The organism is Algoriphagus sp. 10J20-15 (assembly GCF_055809615.1).
Window position 1 is genome coordinate 143,443 of sequence record NZ_JBVVUG010000048.1, and the last position, 18,824, is coordinate 162,266.

General features: G+C 39.5%; 14 protein-coding genes and 1 pseudogene. 7 read left to right on the forward strand and 8 right to left on the reverse strand.

Features of this window, described 5'->3' with window-relative positions:
* Positions 1–34 precede the first annotated feature (34 nt).
* Positions 35–1,438: a M14 family zinc carboxypeptidase gene (locus AC0L6R_RS23345; protein ID WP_473273356.1), complete on the reverse strand. Its 1,404-nt coding sequence runs from the start codon at positions 1,436–1,438 to the stop codon at positions 35–37.
* Positions 1,439–1,609: 171 nt separating this feature from the next.
* Between AC0L6R_RS23345 and AC0L6R_RS23350 the strand changes: the two genes are divergently transcribed.
* Entirely contained in the window at positions 1,610–2,623 is a 1,014-nt protein-coding gene (locus AC0L6R_RS23350) for a dipeptide epimerase (RefSeq protein WP_473273357.1), read from the forward strand.
* 186 nt (positions 2,624–2,809) lie between these two features.
* On the opposite strand, the gene AC0L6R_RS23355 is transcribed toward AC0L6R_RS23350, so the two are convergent.
* Together AC0L6R_RS23355 and AC0L6R_RS23360 are read right to left on the reverse strand one after the other, a co-directional pair.
* A complete protein-coding gene (locus AC0L6R_RS23355; protein ID WP_473273358.1) occupies positions 2,810–3,505 on the reverse strand; it encodes a response regulator transcription factor in 696 nt (231 codons plus the stop codon).
* Positions 3,502–5,226 (reverse strand): sensor histidine kinase, encoded by a 1,725-nt coding sequence (locus AC0L6R_RS23360; protein WP_473273359.1) that lies wholly within the window; start codon positions 5,224–5,226, stop codon positions 3,502–3,504. Before AC0L6R_RS23360 ends, AC0L6R_RS23355 begins: the two co-directional genes overlap by 4 nt.
* Positions 5,227–5,437: 211 nt before the next feature.
* Here AC0L6R_RS23360 and lysA point away from each other — a divergent pair.
* The 5 genes and pseudogenes from lysA to AC0L6R_RS23385 all read left to right on the forward strand — a co-directional run bounded on the left by lysA (position 5,438) and on the right by AC0L6R_RS23385 (position 13,008).
* A pseudogene (gene lysA, locus AC0L6R_RS23365) lies at positions 5,438–6,675 on the forward strand (diaminopimelate decarboxylase).
* 224 nt (positions 6,676–6,899) lie between these two features.
* Positions 6,900–7,943: a PorP/SprF family type IX secretion system membrane protein gene (locus tag AC0L6R_RS23370; protein WP_473273360.1), complete on the forward strand. Its 1,044-nt coding sequence runs from the start codon at positions 6,900–6,902 to the stop codon at positions 7,941–7,943.
* A gap of 411 nt (positions 7,944–8,354) precedes the next feature.
* A complete protein-coding gene (locus AC0L6R_RS23375) occupies positions 8,355–10,397 on the forward strand; it encodes a T9SS type B sorting domain-containing protein (RefSeq protein ID WP_473273361.1) in 2,043 nt (680 codons plus the stop codon).
* A gap of 3 nt (positions 10,398–10,400) precedes the next feature.
* Positions 10,401–11,426: a PorP/SprF family type IX secretion system membrane protein gene (locus AC0L6R_RS23380; RefSeq protein WP_473273362.1), complete on the forward strand. Its 1,026-nt coding sequence runs from the start codon at positions 10,401–10,403 to the stop codon at positions 11,424–11,426.
* Positions 11,427–11,475: 49 nt separating this feature from the next.
* Positions 11,476–13,008, forward strand: a complete 1,533-nt coding sequence (locus AC0L6R_RS23385) for a cryptochrome/photolyase family protein (protein ID WP_473273363.1) — start codon at positions 11,476–11,478, stop codon at positions 13,006–13,008.
* 27 nt (positions 13,009–13,035) lie between these two features.
* On the opposite strand, the gene AC0L6R_RS23390 is transcribed toward AC0L6R_RS23385, so the two are convergent.
* The 4 genes from AC0L6R_RS23390 to AC0L6R_RS23405 form a co-directional block, all read right to left on the reverse strand.
* Positions 13,036–13,413 (reverse strand): DUF2306 domain-containing protein, encoded by a 378-nt coding sequence (locus AC0L6R_RS23390; RefSeq protein ID WP_473273411.1) that lies wholly within the window; start codon positions 13,411–13,413, stop codon positions 13,036–13,038.
* A gap of 8 nt (positions 13,414–13,421) precedes the next feature.
* Positions 13,422–14,348 carry a mechanosensitive ion channel family protein gene (locus AC0L6R_RS23395; RefSeq protein WP_473273364.1) on the reverse strand — a complete coding sequence of 309 codons (927 nt, stop codon included), beginning with the start codon at positions 14,346–14,348 and terminating at the stop codon, positions 13,422–13,424.
* 130 nt (positions 14,349–14,478) lie between these two features.
* Positions 14,479–14,943: a hypothetical protein gene (locus AC0L6R_RS23400; protein ID WP_473273365.1), complete on the reverse strand. Its 465-nt coding sequence runs from the start codon at positions 14,941–14,943 to the stop codon at positions 14,479–14,481.
* Positions 14,944–15,029: 86 nt separating this feature from the next.
* Positions 15,030–16,139 (reverse strand): TolB family protein, encoded by a 1,110-nt coding sequence (locus tag AC0L6R_RS23405; protein ID WP_473273366.1) that lies wholly within the window; start codon positions 16,137–16,139, stop codon positions 15,030–15,032.
* A gap of 72 nt (positions 16,140–16,211) precedes the next feature.
* Here AC0L6R_RS23405 and AC0L6R_RS23410 point away from each other — a divergent pair, with 72 nt between their 5' ends.
* Complete coding sequence (locus tag AC0L6R_RS23410) at positions 16,212–17,456, forward strand: M20/M25/M40 family metallo-hydrolase (RefSeq protein WP_473273367.1); 1,245 nt, start codon at positions 16,212–16,214, stop codon at positions 17,454–17,456.
* A gap of 169 nt (positions 17,457–17,625) precedes the next feature.
* On the opposite strand, the gene AC0L6R_RS23415 is transcribed toward AC0L6R_RS23410, so the two are convergent.
* A complete protein-coding gene (locus AC0L6R_RS23415; RefSeq protein WP_473273368.1) occupies positions 17,626–18,657 on the reverse strand; it encodes a glycoside hydrolase family 43 protein in 1,032 nt (343 codons plus the stop codon).
* Positions 18,658–18,824: the final 167 nt, after the last annotated feature.

Below are 18,824 nucleotides of genomic sequence, written 5' to 3' on the forward strand. Positions count from 1 at the left end.
GCGGATTAAATTAAACATTTTGAAATATTTACCTTTAATAAATTCTCTGCTTAAATTCCTGATCTTTTGGATGTTCCAGATCAATCAGATATCCATTAACTACTGCATATTTTCTCACTCCATCTTTCTCCAAAAAGAAATTTGTCCCTTCCCCGGTTCTCCAGCCAGAAGAAAAGGTTTCTGTACTTTTCAACACCAAGATGGGAAGATTATGCAAATCGCCTTTAGCTCCATTTTTCACTTTTACTGCCAAATACCCCTGCTTCAAAAGCTCTATAGCTTTTGCTTCATCAAGCATGCTGACGGACTCAAATTCACTTGCATAGACTTTCCCTTCTGCATATTTCAGTCCAGAAGCATCAAATTCCTCCAACCCAAAATACACCTGCAGGTCACCTAAATCATCCACTGAAGCAGACATGTAATAGGTTTCTCCAGCTGTAATATCTCTTCTTCTGATTCCCAGATCGACTGGAAAGTATTTGCCATTTACTGGCACCTGAACTTCATTAAGTAGCAAGTCAACCAACTGCAGGTCATTATCAGGAATAGCAAAATATTCCTCAATAGTAAATTGCTCATAGCTTTTGGTGGCAATTTGCTCCAAGGCATTAAGAATAATCATAAAATTCAGCTGGCGGATGTACTGCTTATCTGGATCATTGGGATATCCTCCAGACTCGATCAAAATCGTGCTCGTGCCCCACTTGGTGATGTTGTCACCAAAAGCTCTCGGCTCAAATGCATCGTCGTATTTTCCCACGTGACCAGGCACTACTTCTTGCAAAATCTCATTCATGCCTACGATAGTTTGCATAGCTCGAGTCCTTACTGCATTCACGTCCGTGTCATAATTATATGCTGGCGCCAAAACTGAAATTGTGGCCTGTTTTGGAGTTCCAGAGGCATTATAATAGGTTTGTTGATCATGTAAATTGAAACCAAACTCAGGTTCAAAATCATCTCGCGCACCTTTCAGGATGATAGCCTCAGGAGAAATCTGAGATATTGCATCTCGATTCAAATCTATATCAATCGCATTTCTTCGTTTGAATTGTTCCGCTCCATCGGGATTAATCATAGGGATAAATTTAAGATCCAGCTGTGATTTTAGAAGAGTACGCAAATCGTCATATTCATCTCCATTGCCTTCAAGAAAATTGAACAAATCGAACAGAGCCATGGTCGCAGTACTTTCATTTCCGTGCATTTGAGACCAAAGCATTACTTTGGTTTTTCCATCTCCCCAATCCAAGCTGGAAATACTTCTACCTTCTACTGATTCTCCCAATTTTGTGATTTCAAAAGCTCCTGAGTGCTTTTGGATGAGTGGCTGTAGATCTGCATGCTTGAATCTCCTGTGCGTGATAGCAGGTTCCTTGAATTTGGAAAAGGCAGATTCCAATGTAGAGACATTGCTTGCTGAAGAAACTGGCATCTTTGCCGTTTTACAACTAAGTATTAAAACCAAAAACAGCAAAAAGAAGCTGATTGATAATTTAGAATTGACTTTCATAGTAATTTCTATTTACCTTGAATAAAATATAAATCTACCTACCATTCAAGCAAAAAACAGGTTAATTTTGCTCCAAATAGAATATTTATCGAAATGAACTTATCTTTTCAAGTAGTCGATCTTCCTCTCAAGCACACATTTACCATCGCACATCAAAGCAGGGATGTACAAGATACCTTAATTGTAAAACTGCAAGATGGTGCATTTTTCGGTTTAGGGGAGTCAACTACAAATCCATTCTATGGCATGACTATCTCTAATATGATGGAATGCTTGGAGAGATTCAGACCAATAGTAGAAAAAGCTGAGTGGAAAACTCCCGCTGAACTTTGGGATTTAGGGAAAGAAATTTTTAAAGAGAACCCTTTTGCTCAATGTGCCTTAGATATGGCAGCTTGGGATATCTATGCCAAGAAATCTGGAAAGAAACTTTATGAACTCTTAGATCTAAATCCTGCTGGAATTCCACTTACCAACTTTACAATTGGAATCGATACGGTAGAGAAGATGGTGACAAAAATGAAGGAAGTTCACTGGCCGATCTATAAAATAAAACTGGGTACTTCTGATGATTTGGCAATTATCCGTGAACTCCGGAAGCATACAGATGCAATTTTCAGAATTGATGCGAACTGTGCTTGGACTGCAGATCAGGCTATCAATTATTCTGGTGAATTGAAAAAATTGGGCGTGGAATTTATGGAGCAACCTCTTGGCAAAGATGATCTGGAGGGAATGAAAGAGGTTTACAAGCACAGTAAATTACCAGTGATTGCAGATGAGAGCTGCATCGTAGAATCCGATGTTAAAAAATGCCATGGACTTTTTCATGGAATCAATGTGAAGCTGGTAAAAGCCGGAGGAATAACCCCGGGATTACGCATGATCCACGAGGCGAAGAAACTTGGAATGAAAACTATGGTAGGTTGCATGACTGAATCCTCGGTGGGTATCACAGCCATTGCGCACATTGCTCCGCTGCTGGATTATGTAGATATGGATGGAGCAATGCTACTATCCAAAGATCCTGCGAAAGGAGTAATCATCACGCCAGAAAAAGTCACTTTCCCTGAAGGAAATGGAATTGGAGCTGAAATGATTTTCTAAGTATCAAGTAGCTAGACGTTAGTATCAAGGCTTTGGATGCTAGTATCTAGATATTAGAGAAATAGAATTCCAAAAAATAGAAAGCCAGAGTGATTTAAGATCGCTCTGGCTTTTTGTTATTAGTATTGTTATTGGAAAGTCACCATTGTAAAAACATCCGACATCGGTCATTAAACATCGGGCTTCTTATCCTTCGCTCACAATCAGCTTAAAGCCTTCTCCGTGAACGGTAATGATCTGCACTTTAGGATCATCTTTCAGAAGTTTCCTGATTTTACTCAAGTACACATCCATACTTCTCGCATTAAAGTAGCTGTCATCGCCCCAGATTTGTTTCAGAGCATGACTTCTGTTTACCAGATTGTTGATTTCGGAAGCAAGTAGGCGAATAAGCTCATTTTCCTTCGAAGTCAACTTGTGCCGGCCTTTTGGTCCATCTAAGAATTGCTCATCGTAATGCAGTGTGAAACCTCCGAAAGTATATACTTTCAGCGGATTGATATCTTCACTTTTATGAGTTCGCTTCAAGATCGCATTGACACGAAGAAGTAATTCCTCCATGCTAAATGGCTTAGTGATGTAATCATCCGCGCCAATTTTAAGGCCTTCGATAATGTCATCCTTTTGGTTTTTTGCCGTGAGGAAAAGTATCGGTAAGTTTTCCTCCACTTTTTTAATCTCTTTAGCTAGGGTAAACCCATCTTTTTTCGGCATCATAATATCCAGAAGACAAAGATCAAATTTCCCCTTCTTGAATTTATTCCAACCCTCTTCACCATCACGGCAAAGCGTAGGTTCATACCCTTTCATTTCCAAATATTCCTGCAGGATATCTCCCAAATTTGGATCGTCCTCGACCACTAATAATTTTGCTTTACTCATTGTTTCTTTGGTATGTTAATGGTGAATGAGCTTCCTTTTCCAAGTTCGCTACTTACTTGAATTCCTCCCTTATGTGCCTCCAACATGGCCTTTACGTAAGAAAGCCCTAGGCCGAAACCTTTGACATCGTGAACATTTCCTGTAGGAACACGATAGAATTTATCAAAAATTTTCCTTTGCGCATCTTTATTCATCCCAATTCCTTCGTCTTTGATGGTAATGAATACCTCTTCCGTATTATCTTTTGCTACAATCGTTATAAACGGAGAGTCAGGAGAATACTTGTTTGCATTATCCAATAGATTATTGAAAATATGGGTAAGGTGAAATAAATCTCCTTGAACCATAGGTTCAGTTAGCTCATTTATAAAGGTGATCTGTCCACCCTTCTTTTCGACTTGCAGGCCAAAATGATCAACAGTAGTTTCTAAAATTTCTGCCAGATTTAGAGATTCTATTTTCAGTTTGAAATCCTTCTTATCCAACGCAGCCGCCTGAAGAACGTTTTCTACCTGAGACACCAAGCGCTTATTTTCATCCTTAATTATGCCCAAATACCTTGTCCGGAATTTATCCTGACTGGAGAGTTCTGGATCTTGAAGCGCCTCCACAGCCAGGCTCACCGTGGCCAAAGGAGTCTTGAATTCATGAGTCATGTTATTAATGAAATCATTTTTCGTATCCGAGAGGGCTTTTTGACGGATAATCACCTTGATGGCATATATGAAACAAGAAATAATAACGATAATAAATAAGATAGAACTAGATAAAGGCAACCAAACTTCACGAATCACATGTGCATTTTTTTCAGGAAAATAGACAGTTAAGAAATTTGCCTTGCCAAAGATGTCATTTGGGAATAATCGCGCTTGAATCCCTTGTTGGACTAATACAAATTGCTGTTTAACAGGCCCAATTGGCAATAAAGACCGGTCATCCTTAAGTAGCGCTAGTTCAAAATCTTCGGTAATATTTCTTTCCAACAAAAAGCCCTTCAGAATTCTTCGAACATTCGCTGTGTCCATTCTGTCCAAAATTGCTTTTTGTCCAGCCCCTATTTCATCAACATATTTATTAATAAAATCAATCTTTATGTTTGTCCTATATACCTTTTCCAAAGCATCTGAACTGATGTTGAACTCTGGACGCATCTCCACCACTTGTTCAATTTGAGAAGGCACAGATTTCTTTGTAGAGGTCTCTATTCGACTTAAATATTGAAATTGCCGCTCTTTTTCTTTGAGCAATACCTCCATTTCATCCGGAGTAAACATTTTAGAGGCTAATTCTGGAGTCATGTAGGCAAAAAACGCTTCTAGCTCTTCCAGTTGATTCATGTCAACTCCTTGAGATTCTAGGATTCTTTTGAAAGTCTGACTCACTCGCGGAGCCGGCTCTTGAAAAAAGGAATCTACCAATGAAGGTCTTGGCCTAGTTATTCTTCTTGAGCTCACAGTAAGATCAAAATCAATCGGATCAATTTTTTCAAAAAGTGACCTACTAATAATTGAATCCTGCATCATATAGCCATAAAAAGCCGCTGATGTCTCTCCTTTCTCCAACTCATCTACAGTGGAGGAAAGTGCCTGATACACATTTTGATCAAATCGCTCTCTATTAATGCGAATAGCATTCTTCACCCAATAGAATTGAAAGCCCATCAAACCAAAGCTGGCTAGGGACATCAAAACAACGATAAGGATAATATTACTCTTCGACATTGTACAAATTTAATCCTATAATCAGGCCAAGTAGAGAGCTTAACAATATTTAACCGCTTCAAATTGGGTAGAAAGAGGTTAAATTGACCTCCTTCATCTATATTTAAACTCGGAAATAAAATTTTCTTAATTACACTATAACTAATGAAAATAGGGGGCAAATGCCTCCTTTTTTTGTTATTTGGCTATCTTTGCCCGCAAATTTCAGACAATGTCAGCACCTCAACATCCTACTCAGCTTCAAGGAATAAGCATAGAATCGATTGCTAAAGAATTTGGTACGCCGGTATATATATATGATGGAGAAAAGATCGTAAGTCAAATCAAATCTCTACAGACTGCCTTTGCCTCAGTTCCTCTAAAGATTAAATATGCTACTAAAGCTTTATCCAATATAAGTATTTTGAAATTGGTTAAGAAAGCTGGAGGAGGCGTCGATGCCAGTTTCTATCGAAGAAGCGAAGATTTGTATGTTGGCAGGGTTTTCTGCTTCTGAAATCATGTATACGCCGAGTGGAGTTAACTTTCGAGAGGTACAAGAAGCGGTGGAATTGGGAATAATGATCAATCTTGACAGCATTCCACTAATGGAGGAGTTTGGTGCAGTCTATGGAAATACAAAGCCAGCTTGCATTCGTATTAATCCTCATATTATGGCTGGTGGAAATGCGAAAATTTCTGTAGGCCATATTCAAAGTAAATTTGGGATATCTATTCATCAGCTTCCCGAGATACTAGAGGTAGTGAAGCAATACAATATCAATATCGTGGGGCTTCATATCCATACAGGATCTGATATACTTGATGCTGAGATCTTTTTGAGAGGTGGAAATGTGCTTTTTGAGGCCGCTATGAATTTTCCAAATCTCTCATTCCTGGATTTTTGGGGGAGGATTTAAAGTTGCCTATAAAGATGGCGACCCATCCACTGATATGGCCGAAGTTGGCACTAAAGTATCCAAGGCATTCAATACTTTTTGCGAGAAATACGGTAGAAAACTGGAGCTTTGGTTAGAGGCCTGGGAAATTCCTAGTGAGTGAATCTGGCTATCTGGTGGTAGAATCCAATGTCGTGAAAAAGACGCCTCAAATCACATTTGTAGGAGTAGATTCGGGTCTGAATCATCTCATCAGACCAATGATGTACGACGCATTTCATGATGTATATAATCTCAGCAATCCTGAGGGAGAATTGAATCCATATAATGTAGTTGGTTACATCTGTGAAACAGATACGCTGGCAAAAGATCGTATGCTTGCAAAAGTCAGCGAAAGGGGATCTTTTAAGTATTTAAAAATGCTGGGGCATATGGAATCAGTATGGCCTCTAATTACAATTCCAGACTTCGACCTGCTGAGGTATTGGTTTGGGGAGGAAAAGCGCAATTGATTAGAAACCGAGAATTATTTGAAGATTTGATAAGAAATCAGGTCGAAATAGACATTTAATTCCACCTATCATAATTCTCTTACCCTTTGGTATAATTATTGAACAGCGGTAGCATTAATTCGAATGCGCTACAAATTGGTAGTGCTTCAAAAACAATGCTTTGAAACTCATTTGATTGAGCCCCAATCATAAGCCCTAGGTGTTTCAAGTCGTTAATTCATAATAATATAACCCTTGCCAGTTAACAAATGCATAAATTTGTCTGGTAAAGGCGTAATTGTCTATGTTCAGGAGAATATTCGGTGTATTTATTACTATAGGGGCTATTTGTTGCATTTTGTCCGATGTAATAGCTCAAGATACCCAGTACTCTCAATTCTACGCTGCACCTTTATACTTAAATCCTGCTTTAACTGGAGCCAGTGAACTTACCCGTATAGGGGTAAACTACCGTAACCAGTGGCCAGGCTTAGACCAAAATTTTAACTCCTATTCAGCTTATATTGATCATTATATATTTGACTATAATAGTGGTATTGGATTAATATTTAATGGAAGCCAAGAAAGCTTGGCAAACCTATCCACCAATGAAATCGGTCTTTCTTACGCATATCGATTGCAATTGAGTGAAAATACATTTTTCAGAGTCGGAGGTATGGTCAGTTATATGCAACGAGATGCATTCTTCTCAGACTTGGTATTTGGATCTCAGATTGATATCATCAATGGAACGGTTGGCGGAATCACGGATGAACTCAATGGAATTCCTATCGATAGTCGCTACAGTTTCCTGGATTACAGCATTGGGGGCATGTTTTATTCTAAGAGGATCTGGCTCGGAGCTTCAGCTCATCATCTTTCGGAGCCAAATACATCTTTCGTAGAAGGTCAAATTTCAAAACTGCCTATGAAACTATCTGCGCAAGGTGGAATTAAGTTTGACCTTGGTGGAGGTAGAAGAAATTACTTCACCCATTCTTTTTCAGAGCGATCTGTATCCTTTGCTTTCAACTACAAACAACAAGACCCTTTCAATCAATTAGACATCGGAGCACAATTTTTTCTAGAGCCGCTAGTCCTTGGGATTTGGTATCGCGGAATCCCCACAAAAAATAACCTTCCAAATAATGAAGCTTTCATTGGCTTAGTCGGTGTTTCTCTCGAAAATGGGCTTGATATTGGTTACTCCTATGATGTAACCATATCAAAATTAGGTCTTAGAAATAGTGGTGGTGCACATGAGATTTCCCTTACTTATTCATTTTTATGGGGAGATTCTAAGAGCAGAAATCTAAGAGATCGAATTATACCTTGCTTCAAGTATTAAGCTGGATAACAACTTATTATACCTTTCAGGAAAAAAAATTTAAAATATTCACAATTTTTTTTTAAAAGCCTCTTTTTGAGGCTTTTTCATTTTTACAATAACAAAAAAGCATCATTTCCTACTTTTTTTGATTATGGTAATTTATAAGGAAAAATAATACTTTTTTTAGATGCATTTCGTTTTAGCGACTTTTCATCAACCGCTTGCATAAAAGAATAATTCTATACTTATTTCGGAATACGCCCCATTTAAAAGAATATCATTTTGTTGTATATGATATACATAAAATAATATTCTTAAAAATGAAATGCAGTAATCTTGATTTATAAGACAATTTTAGAAAGTTGAAAAGTCACCCAGCTTCCCTCAACTACAAAGCTCTTGAAAAAGGTATATTCAACATATGGCCTGATGATACTCCCACTCCTATTGAGTGTGATGATCTGTATCCCTGCTTCAGCCCAGCTGCGTGCGGAAAAGGCAGCATTGGATAGTGATAATAATAGAATACTTGCTACAAACGGAATCTCAGTAGAGGTTTCAGGAAAGCTTGCACTTTGCTCACATAGCGAAAAAGGCAGCATTATACTAGATGTTAAAGGAGGGTTAGCTCCTTATACTTATCGTTGGAACACTCTGGAGACTACCAAAGACAGAACCAATTTATACGCAGGTACTTATACAGTAGAAATTACAGATGCAGCCGGCACTGTACATATAGAAAGGATCGTAGTTCAGCCGCCTTACCCCCTAATTCTTAATCCGCTCGAGAAAACAGATGCTTCATGCGGCTCGGGAAATGACGGTTCGGCGAAAATAAGTGTAAAAGTAGGTAGAGGAGAACCTTACCAAATCACCTGGAGTAATGGCATGAAAGATACCTGGGAGGTAACTAATCTCGCGCCTGGTTTTTACTCTGTAAATATTGCAGACATATTCAATTGTGACGTCACCACTTCATTCGAGATCAAAGCTGCCTCAGAAGGAATGCAAGTTTCTGAAGCCATTGAAAACTTAAGTTGCTCTGGCCAAAATAATGGGTCAATAAATTTGGACATCAAAGGTGGTCAGGCACCTTATACCTATAAGTGGAATACCGGATCATCGTCCCAAAATCTAAGCAATCTGGCAGCAGGTACCTACAGTGTCTTAATAAAAGACCAGACAGGTTGCTCATTTCAAGCTTCCTATTCTATCAAAGAAGCAACCTCAATTCAGCTAGAAGAAAAGCTTTTACCAGAAAGTTGTGCTGGTGCAGGGAATGGAGAAATCCAAGTGACTATTCAAGGTGGATCTGCCCCCTATACTTATATATGGAGTAACGGCCAGACTTCTTCCAAGCTAAGTGGTGCAACAGCCGGAAATTATTCTCTTAAGGTTACAGATGCACTAGGCTGCACTGTAGAAAAACATTTCACACTTGGCACAGCTTCAGCACTCGAATTGGAATTAATAGAGCAAACTGATATTTCCTGTGCTGGTTCAAATTCCGGAACCATCCGATTAAAAGTGAAAGGCAATTCAGGAAACTACGCTACAAAATGGCTAGACGATCCATCTGCTGGCTTAAATAGAGAGAATTTGTCTGCTGGCACTTACCAACTTTTAGTATCAGATGAAAGTGGTTGTACCGTGAGCAAATCATTTACCATCGCGGAGGCTGAGCCAATACAAGCAAGAATAGAAACTGCCCTAGATGTGGATTGTACCATTGGTACCATCACCGGAGTGGCGTGGGTATCAATACAAGGTGGAGTACAACCATACAAAATTTCTTGGAGCAATGGAGAAAATAATGCTCGAGAAATCAATTTCAACTCTTCAGGTAGTCTCAAAGTCCAAATAACAGACGCTTTAGGCTGTACTGCTCAAACGGAAGTAAGAGTAGATTTCCCTTCTCAAATTAATAAGGCTGGAAGACTTGATTTTGACTATAGAAAGTTAGAAATCAACAGCGAACCAGAAGTTCAAGTAGACGAGGAAATCATCTTCGAAAGTATCATTTCCGAAGAATTTATAGGCTGGGAATGGTCTTTTGGAGATGGAAAATCCTCTAAAGAAAAAGACCCAATTCACAAATTTGAGATTGCAGGAAATTTCGAAGTTATTCTCACTGCTTACGATATCTATGGCTGTTCCAGTACTGAGAAAAATATCATCCAAGTAAATGCCCCTCTAGAATTTATTACCATACCCAATGCTTTCACCCCCAACGGAGATGGCCTGAACGATATGTTTATCCCCAAACTCAGAGCCTTAACCGAATTCTCCATGACTATTTTCAACACATGGGGAGAGAAAATCTATTCCACCAACAGCCTTGAAACTAAAGGCTGGGATGGAACACACCAAGGTCAGGCATCACCCCCTGGCAATTACCTATATCAAATCACCTACACCTCCAAAGATGGTGAGCAATTCACCAAGACAGGAGGAGTCACCCTTATTAGATAGAATATGAAAAACGTTTATCTGCTATTTACCCTGTGCATAGTATGCTTGACAGCGAATGCTCAGGATATTCAATACTCACAGTTTTATGCTGCTCCATTGTATTTAAATCCAGCTATGACAGGTGCTTCCGAAATGACAACAATTGGTGTCAATTACAGAAACCAATGGCCTGGACTCGATCAATCCTTCAACTCCTATTCCGCCTATGCTGATCATTACATCTTCGGCGCAAATAGCGGTGTGGGACTAATTGTCAACAGGTCTGAGCAAAGTATGGCAAATCTGAGCATGACTGAGATCGGAGCGACTTATTCTTATAGAATGAGATTAGGATTTAGATCATTTTTAAGAATGGGTGGACAGGTAAGCTACATGGATAGAGATGCTTACTTCGGGGATTTAGTCTTCGGATCCCAAATTGACGATCAAACAGGCGCTGTTGGTGGAAATAGTGGAGAAAGTCTAGGTGATGGCATCAGTCATCAGTTTATGGATTACAGCTTTGGAATGGTTTTTCACAACGAAAACCTATGGTTCGGTCTTGCAGGGCATCACTTGACTCAGCCAAATATTTCATTTATGGATGGCGCCAACAGCAGACTCCCGCTAAAGATCTCAGCACATGGTGGAGTGAAATTTGATCTTTCCGGAGGTAGTTCTAGCGAATATTTAAATCAAAGATTTGGAACCAGAGAATTGACATTTGCCTTTAATTATAAGAATCAAGGATCCTTTTCCCAACTGGATGTGGGAGCTCAGGTGAACATTCAACCACTAGTTTTAGGTGTATGGTATAGAGGAATTCCTGTGCAGCAAGACAATTTACCAAACCATGAAGCAGTCATTGGATTGGTAGGAATTTCTCTGGGAGGAGGACTTGATGTAGGCTATAGCCATGATTTCACACTTTCTTCCCTTGGAAATGCAAACACTGGCGGTGCTCATGAGATCAGCATACGTTACAGTTTCCTTGCTACAAATAAGCGCGGAGCTGGAAGAACTTCCTCTATGCCTTGTTTCAAATATTGAGTAAAACAAAGTAGTAGAAAAAGGGCTTTTAATTGAAAGCCCTTTTTTTATGCCCAAAACATTACGCTTAATACTCGGTGATCAGCTGAATTACCAGCATTCCTGGTTTTTTGAAGAAAAAGATGCGTCTGTGACTTATTTTTTGCTTGAACTAAGACAGGAGACTGACTATGTGCCGCATCATATTCAAAAAGTAGTGGCTTTTTTTCTGAGCATGAGAAACTTTGCGGAGCATCTTAAAACTCAGGGACACAAGGTCAACTATGTGCAGCTGGATCAAGAAGGCAACTCTCAGGATTTGGAGAAAATGATTAAATCGTTTGTAAAGAAAGACAGCTTTGATCAGTTCGAATACCAGCTACCTGACGAGTACAGATTGGATAAGCAATTGAAATTAATCAGTAAGAACCTAGACATTCCATGCCGAAGTGTTGATTCAGAGCATTTTTTGACCGAAAGAGAATTTGTCGAAGACTTTTTCAAAGGGAAGAAAACATTCTTTATGGAAAGCTTTTATCGACAAATGCGAAAAGACTTTAATGTCCTCATGGATGGAAAAGAACCTCTTCAGGGAAAATGGAATTTTGATCATTCGAATAGGTTTGCCTTGAAGGACAAACGGCTTTTGCGCAAGCCAAAACTTCATCCTAAAAAGGTAGCTGACATCCTGAAAATGCTTGAGAAAGCTAAGGTCAAAACTATTGGGCAACTAGATGAGGAATCTTTTACCTGGCCTTGTTCGCGGGAAGAAAGTCTGGAAGTCTTAAGTCATTTTTGTAAGCATCTACTAGTGCATTTTGGAGACTATCAAGATGCGTTGACTACTTGGGACCCTTTTCTATTTCACTCCAGACTAAGTTTTGCTTTAAATACCAAAATGCTTTCTCCGCTAGAAGTTGTGCAAGAGGTAGATACATATTGGAAAGGACACCAAGATGAAATTCATATATCTCAGGTAGAAGGATTCATTCGGCAGATTCTAGGCTGGAGAGAATATATGCGTGGGATTTATTGGGCTAAAATGCCGGATTTCGCAAACATGAATTTCTTCGACAATCAGGGGAAATTACCAGAATGGTTTTGGACAGGAGAAACCAAAATGAAATGCCTTAGCCATTCAATTGGACAGTCCTTAGAATTGGCATACGCTCATCATATCCAGCGATTAATGGTCATAGGAAATTTCGCTTTGCTAGCCGGAATTCATCCAGATGAGGTAGATCAATGGTATTTGGGAGTGTATATTGATGCAATCGAATGGGTTGAAATCACCAATACAAGAGGAATGAGCCAATTTGCTGATGGAGGAATTGTAGGCACTAAACCCTACGTTTCCACGGCGAATTACATCCATAAAATGGGTAATTATTGCACTCATTGCGCCTATAGTCATACCAAAAAAGTTGGAGAAGGAGCTTGCCCTTTCAATAGTCTCTATTGGCATTTCTATGAAAGAAATAGGGAAAAATTGGAGAATAACCCAAGAATTGGAATGGCTTATCGCACGTTGGATAAATTGAAAAATAAGGAGGAATTATTGAAGCAGGCTGAAGAATACTTGAAGAGTTTGGATGCTTTATAATTTTGAAATGAAGGCAAATTTAACCTTTCAACCCCCGAAAAAAACTTCGTGTAAATACCTTCCAGGCGCAAGAGTAAATCCTCCAGCCAAAATGATGGCCCCTATATAAAGTAAGATCATTTTGCGCTGGTGAGTTTTAACTTTCCCCTTTCGGATAGCTAGATAAGCAGTAGGAACAGTCCAAAATACGAGCAAGCAGAAAAGGTGAATGTAGCCAAAGTGATTAACTAATTTAGGCCCAACTTGAGCTTCTAAAAATATAGCAATAAACGCCGTGAGCAGCATTAATATCATATAGATCTTCCCCAAAGTTCGATGAACTTTACCCCCTTTTTTGCTGAGGAGTAGATAGGCTCCTATAAAAATACAAGGAACGACTGTAGCCAAATGGCTATACATCAGCATATCAATAATCACGATTTGGCTATAGGCTTTTGGGTCATTTCTACTCGGGTTTTTGGAAGGCTTTCAGGATAGTTTTTCTGGATAAATTCAATCATTTTCTCTCTAACAAATACTCTTAAATCCCAGGCCGTTGGGGAATTTTTAGCACTTACCAAAATACGGGTTTCTACTGTAAATTCTTTAGCATCAGACACCTGGAGTACTTTCACTTTTTTATCCCAAAGCGGGGTTGTTTCCAAAATTCGATCTAGTTCCTTTCTCAGCTCATCAAACGGCACGGTGTAATCGGTGTAAAGAAACACTGAACCGAGTAAATCGGCTGAAGTTCGAGTCCAGTTTTGAAAAGGATTTTCCAGGAAGTAGGTAGTCGGAAGCACCAGCCTTCTCAAATCCCAGATGCGAACTACGATGTAATTCAAATTTATTTCTTCGATCCAACCCCACTCGCCTTCCACCACTACAGCATCTTCTAGTCGAAAAGGCTGAGTAAACGCAATCTGAATACCTGCTATCAAGGTACCGATAGCTTTCTGAGCTGAAAAACCAATAATAATACCTGCAACTCCTGCAGAGGCAAAGAACCCTACACCCACTTTCCGGACAGAATCGAAAGAGACCAAAATCAAACCTATTCCAAGTAAAATGATGATGAAGTTTGCTATTTTCACCAGCATATTTATTTGAGTCAATACTTTTCTAGCTCTCAAATTATCCTCCTGAGAAATATCGTATTGCTTCAAAAATAATTTTTTGACAATCTGCATTCCTACCAATAAACACCAGGTAAATCCACAAATAATAAGAAGTGTATTGATATGAGGTAGGTAGGCAAATGCACCTTCCCAATCTTTGGACTCCGTACCAAAATAAAACTTTGAAAATGCCAAAGTAAGGGTAACCAAAAGTGGAAATATTAATCTGTAATAGTACTTCATAAACTCAATTTGAAAAAGGGTGGAACTAAGTTGGACTGAAAAATCCAGTCACTGAAAAAGGCATTTTGGGTGAGTTCAGCTTAGAAATTAGGGAATTGAGATTAGAAAGCCAAAAATGGCTACTCTAGTACTAATCACAAGGAACAGGAGTAAGTGCTATTTGATGACTGTAATCTAAAGAATCCATGTTCACATAAACCGGGATTCCATCCACAGTTTTTATCTCTCCATAGCCTTCTTTCCAGCCTTCTTCAGTATTCTTAAAGACAACTTGGCGGGTTGAAGTGACTCCTTCTGACATAAAAGTATATTCAGCAATAATCAAATCGTCACGGATTTCTCCTTCGATAGTCCCAGTATTTTTATCTTTTTCAAAGAGCGAATAGTCTAAAGTACCCGTGATTTTCGTACCGTCTACATGAGTAGTAAGTAGTACAGTATCTTTGTCCCCATAGTATCGAAAGCATTCTGTGTTGATTTCTTCAACATGCTCTTCATCTGGGGAAAATGCTACCTCAACTGGGGTATCTTCCTTAGGACCTTTGCACGCTGACATTACTAAAGCAGCGAAAAATAGTGTGGATAAAGCTTTCATAGCTATTTTTCAGTTGGTTAGAGTGTAATAAAAACAAAAAGACCGCCAAATTTGACGGTCTTACTATAATCGATTGGGTGCAGATATCAATCACCGATCCACTCAGCCACAAAAAGGTTGGTGTCTCTGGTACCTCCATTATTTCTGTTACTAGAGAATACTAAATATTTGCCGTCGTTTGAGAATACTGGAAATGCATCAAAAGTACCGTCATGGGTAATTCTAGTCAGCCCTGTTCCATCCAGATTAATCATGAAAAGATTAAACGGATAACCTCTTTCGGTTTGGTGATTTGAAGCGAAAATGATTTTTTCGCCAGATGGATGGAAGAAAGGTGCCCAGTTGGCTTTGCCGAGATCTGTGATTTTTTTCACGTCAGTTCCATCGGCATTTGCTACATATAATTCCATGCTGGTAGGCATTACCAAACCTTCCTCGAGTAAATCTTTGTATTCCTTTACATCTTTATCAGAAGTTGGGCGGGATGCTCTCCAGATGATTTTGCTTCCGTCAGGCGAGAAAAATGCTCCTCCATCATATCCTAAATCGGAAGTGATTTGCTTCACATCTGTACCATCGATATTCATAGTGTAAAGCTCCAAATCTCCTGTTCTCAAAGAAGTGAACACAATTTTATCACCTTTTGGAGAAACCGTCGCCTCGGCATCATACCCAGGTTCATTCGTCAGCTGGGAAATAATATTTCCTTCCAGATCAGAAGTGAAAATATCAAAGGAATCATAAATCGGCCAAACATATTTTCCATCAGTTCTGCGCTCAGGAACTGGAGGACAATTATCACCACCAAGGTGCGTAGAGGCATAAACTATACTTTTATTGTCTGGAAGAAAATAGGAACATGTAGTTCTTCCTAATCCAGTACTGAGTCGTTTTGGCTGAGAATTCTGCAGATCATCGGTTTTCCAATTTGTATAGAAAACTTGGTCACATTCAGCTCCCCACTCACTATAGTCGGATTGAAAAACCAACATTGAATCATCAAAAGACCAATATGCTTCTGCATTGTTTCCCCCGAAAGTCAATTGTTTGATATTTTTCAAATACTTCATTTCTTCTGGTGTCAACAATAAAGAATCGGATGCCGAATGAACTTCAGTTTCTATTTCTGTTTGAACATCATTTTTGGGGCTGCAGGCAAAAGAAAGTAGCAGGAGGGCAACAAGGATTTGTCTCATTTTTGAATTGATTTTTTAGTATTGCTGCACAAAGTTACCATTTATTATCTTTGCCAAAAGATGATAAAAAGCATGAAATTTCTACCTAAACATACACTTGCAGCAGTTGCAGTAACATTATTTACTTGGAGTTGTGATACTGCTCCGACGGATGAAAGCCTAAAAGCTGGATTAAAGGAAGATGTGACCTATCTAGCTGCAGATGATCTTGGAGGTCGAGCCATTGGTACAGAAGGCGAGCAGAAAGCTGCCGAGTATCTGGCTGCCGAATTCAAGGAAATCGGGCTTGAGCCAAAGGGAACTGAGGAGTACTTCCAGGCATTTTCCGTATCAAAGCCATCAAATCCTCATGAGGAAGCAGTAATCGGTACAGATGGCGAAGGAGTAAAGGGCAGAAACGTAATTGGTTTTATTGACAACAAGTCTGAAAATACGATAGTAATCGGAGCGCATTTTGATCACTTGGGAATGGGCGGACAAGGTTCCCTTCATCGTGGTGATTCGGCTATCCACAATGGAGCCGATGACAATGCCAGTGGTACGGCCGCTTTGGTAGCTCTGGCTAGAATTCTGAAGCATGAAGAACATAAAAGTAACTTCCTGTTCATAGCATTTTCGGGAGAGGAAAATGGTCTTTGGGGTTCAAATTACTTCGTGAAAAACCCTACAATAGATCTCAAAAATGTGAATTACATGATCAACATGGATATGGTTGGTCGATTGAATGCTGAAAAGACGCTGGCAATTAATGGAGTTGGAACTAGCCCAAGCTTTGTCTCAGCTTTGGATTTGGCGAATGCTGATAGCTTGAAATTGGTCACTTCAGAGTCTGGTGTTGGTCCTTCCGATCACACTTCCTTTTATTTACAGGATTTGCCAGTACTTCACTTTTTCACCGGCCAGCATGAAGACTATCACAAGCCTTCGGATGATGCCGAATTGATCAATTATGATGGCTTATTACTTGTTGTGAAATACATTGATCGTTTAGTAGATCAATTGGATGCCGAACCAAAGCTTGCCTTCACCAAAACCAAAGATAGCTCAGGAGATTCTCCACGCTTTACAGTCTCCTTGGGCGTAGTGCCAGATTATCTTTTTGATGGAAAAGGAATGCGAATCGACGGGGTATCTGAGGATAAATCAGCACAGGTAGCAGGTCTATTGAAAGGCGATGTGGTCGTGCAAATGGGAGATTCTACTATTGTTGACATGATGAGTTACATGCGGGCATTGAGTGCTTTCCAAAAAGGAGACGAAGTACTTCTAGGCTATGAGCGAGATGGGGAGAAAAAGGAAGTGAAAGTGGTTTTTTAAGAGCCAAGAAGCTAGAATTTAGAACGAAGAGTGTAAAAAATAAACTCCGAGATCTCATGAATCCCGGGGTTTTGTTTTACCTTTTATCATTAAGGTAAAATAAGGGTTTTCATATTTTACTTTCCTTCTCCATATCCAAAGGCTTGTAAATACTCTTTTATTCAAAGGATTAATCAATTGGATTTGCTTCTACTCCCTCAAAGGTCATTTTGACTGGCTTGATTGTTCCGTCTTCGTTGAATTCCAATACATCTATTGCAGTCACTCGGTGATCTCTTCCTTCGTTTGGAATTGGACGTCGATGATAGACCATATACCAATCATCGCTCCCTGGCTTTTGGATAACTGAATTGTGCCCGGCACCAGTAGCTACAGTGGTATCATTTTCCAAGATGGTTCCGATTCTGTCCCATGGGCCATTGATATTGTCTGACATGGCATACGCAACCTTATAGCTGGAGTTTGTCCAACCACCTTCTGACCACATGAAATAATATTTTCCGTTTCGGATAAATACAAAAGGCCCTTCTACGTATCCCTCAGGCGTTATTTCATGAAATAGCTCACCGTCTTCCCAAGGTTCAAATCCTGTGAAGTCAGCATTTAGTTTACCAATATTACAGTGACTCCATCCTCCATACAGCATGTAATAGGTGCCATCGGTGTCCTTGAATACAAATTGGTCGATTGGCTGTGCATCATTGTAAAACTCCGAAAGCAAAGGCTTGCCAATATGGTCTTTGAAAGGTCCTCCAGGTGAGTCAGCTACCGCGACCCCTAATCCTCCAAAGTGGTTGATGTCATTATTTGGATCCCAACCATCGCGGCTTGGTCGCTGGATATCATTTGCAGAAAAGAAAAGATAATATTTCCCGTCTTTCTCGATTGCTGCGGGAGCCCACATGGCTTGTCTAGCCCATTTGATCGCTGCAGTGTCCAGAATATTTGCGTGCTTTTCCCAAGTCACTAAGTCTTTTGAAGAAAATGCATCGAAATGCAGTTGGTCTGTATAGCCAGCTGAGAAGGTTGGGTAAACCCAATATTCGTCTCCGAATACAATTCCTTCAGGATCGGCATACCAGCCTTCGACAATTGGGTTTCCACCTCTTTTCGGAGCTTCTGTTTCTTCTACTGTTTTTGGGGAAGAGCAGGCAAATACCAAGGCAAGTCCTCCTACAAATAATGAGTTACTAACTTTCATAAGTTGGAATTTTCGAATGAAGCAGAAAGTTAAGCAGCTTGATCCAAATGAGAATGCGCTTGGTGTAAAAGGGATAAAATATGAAGATTTTCTTAATGTGAGCCGAATAATTAATCTAATCGGCTCAAAAATATTAGAATCATGAGCCGAATAAGTTGTATATTCGG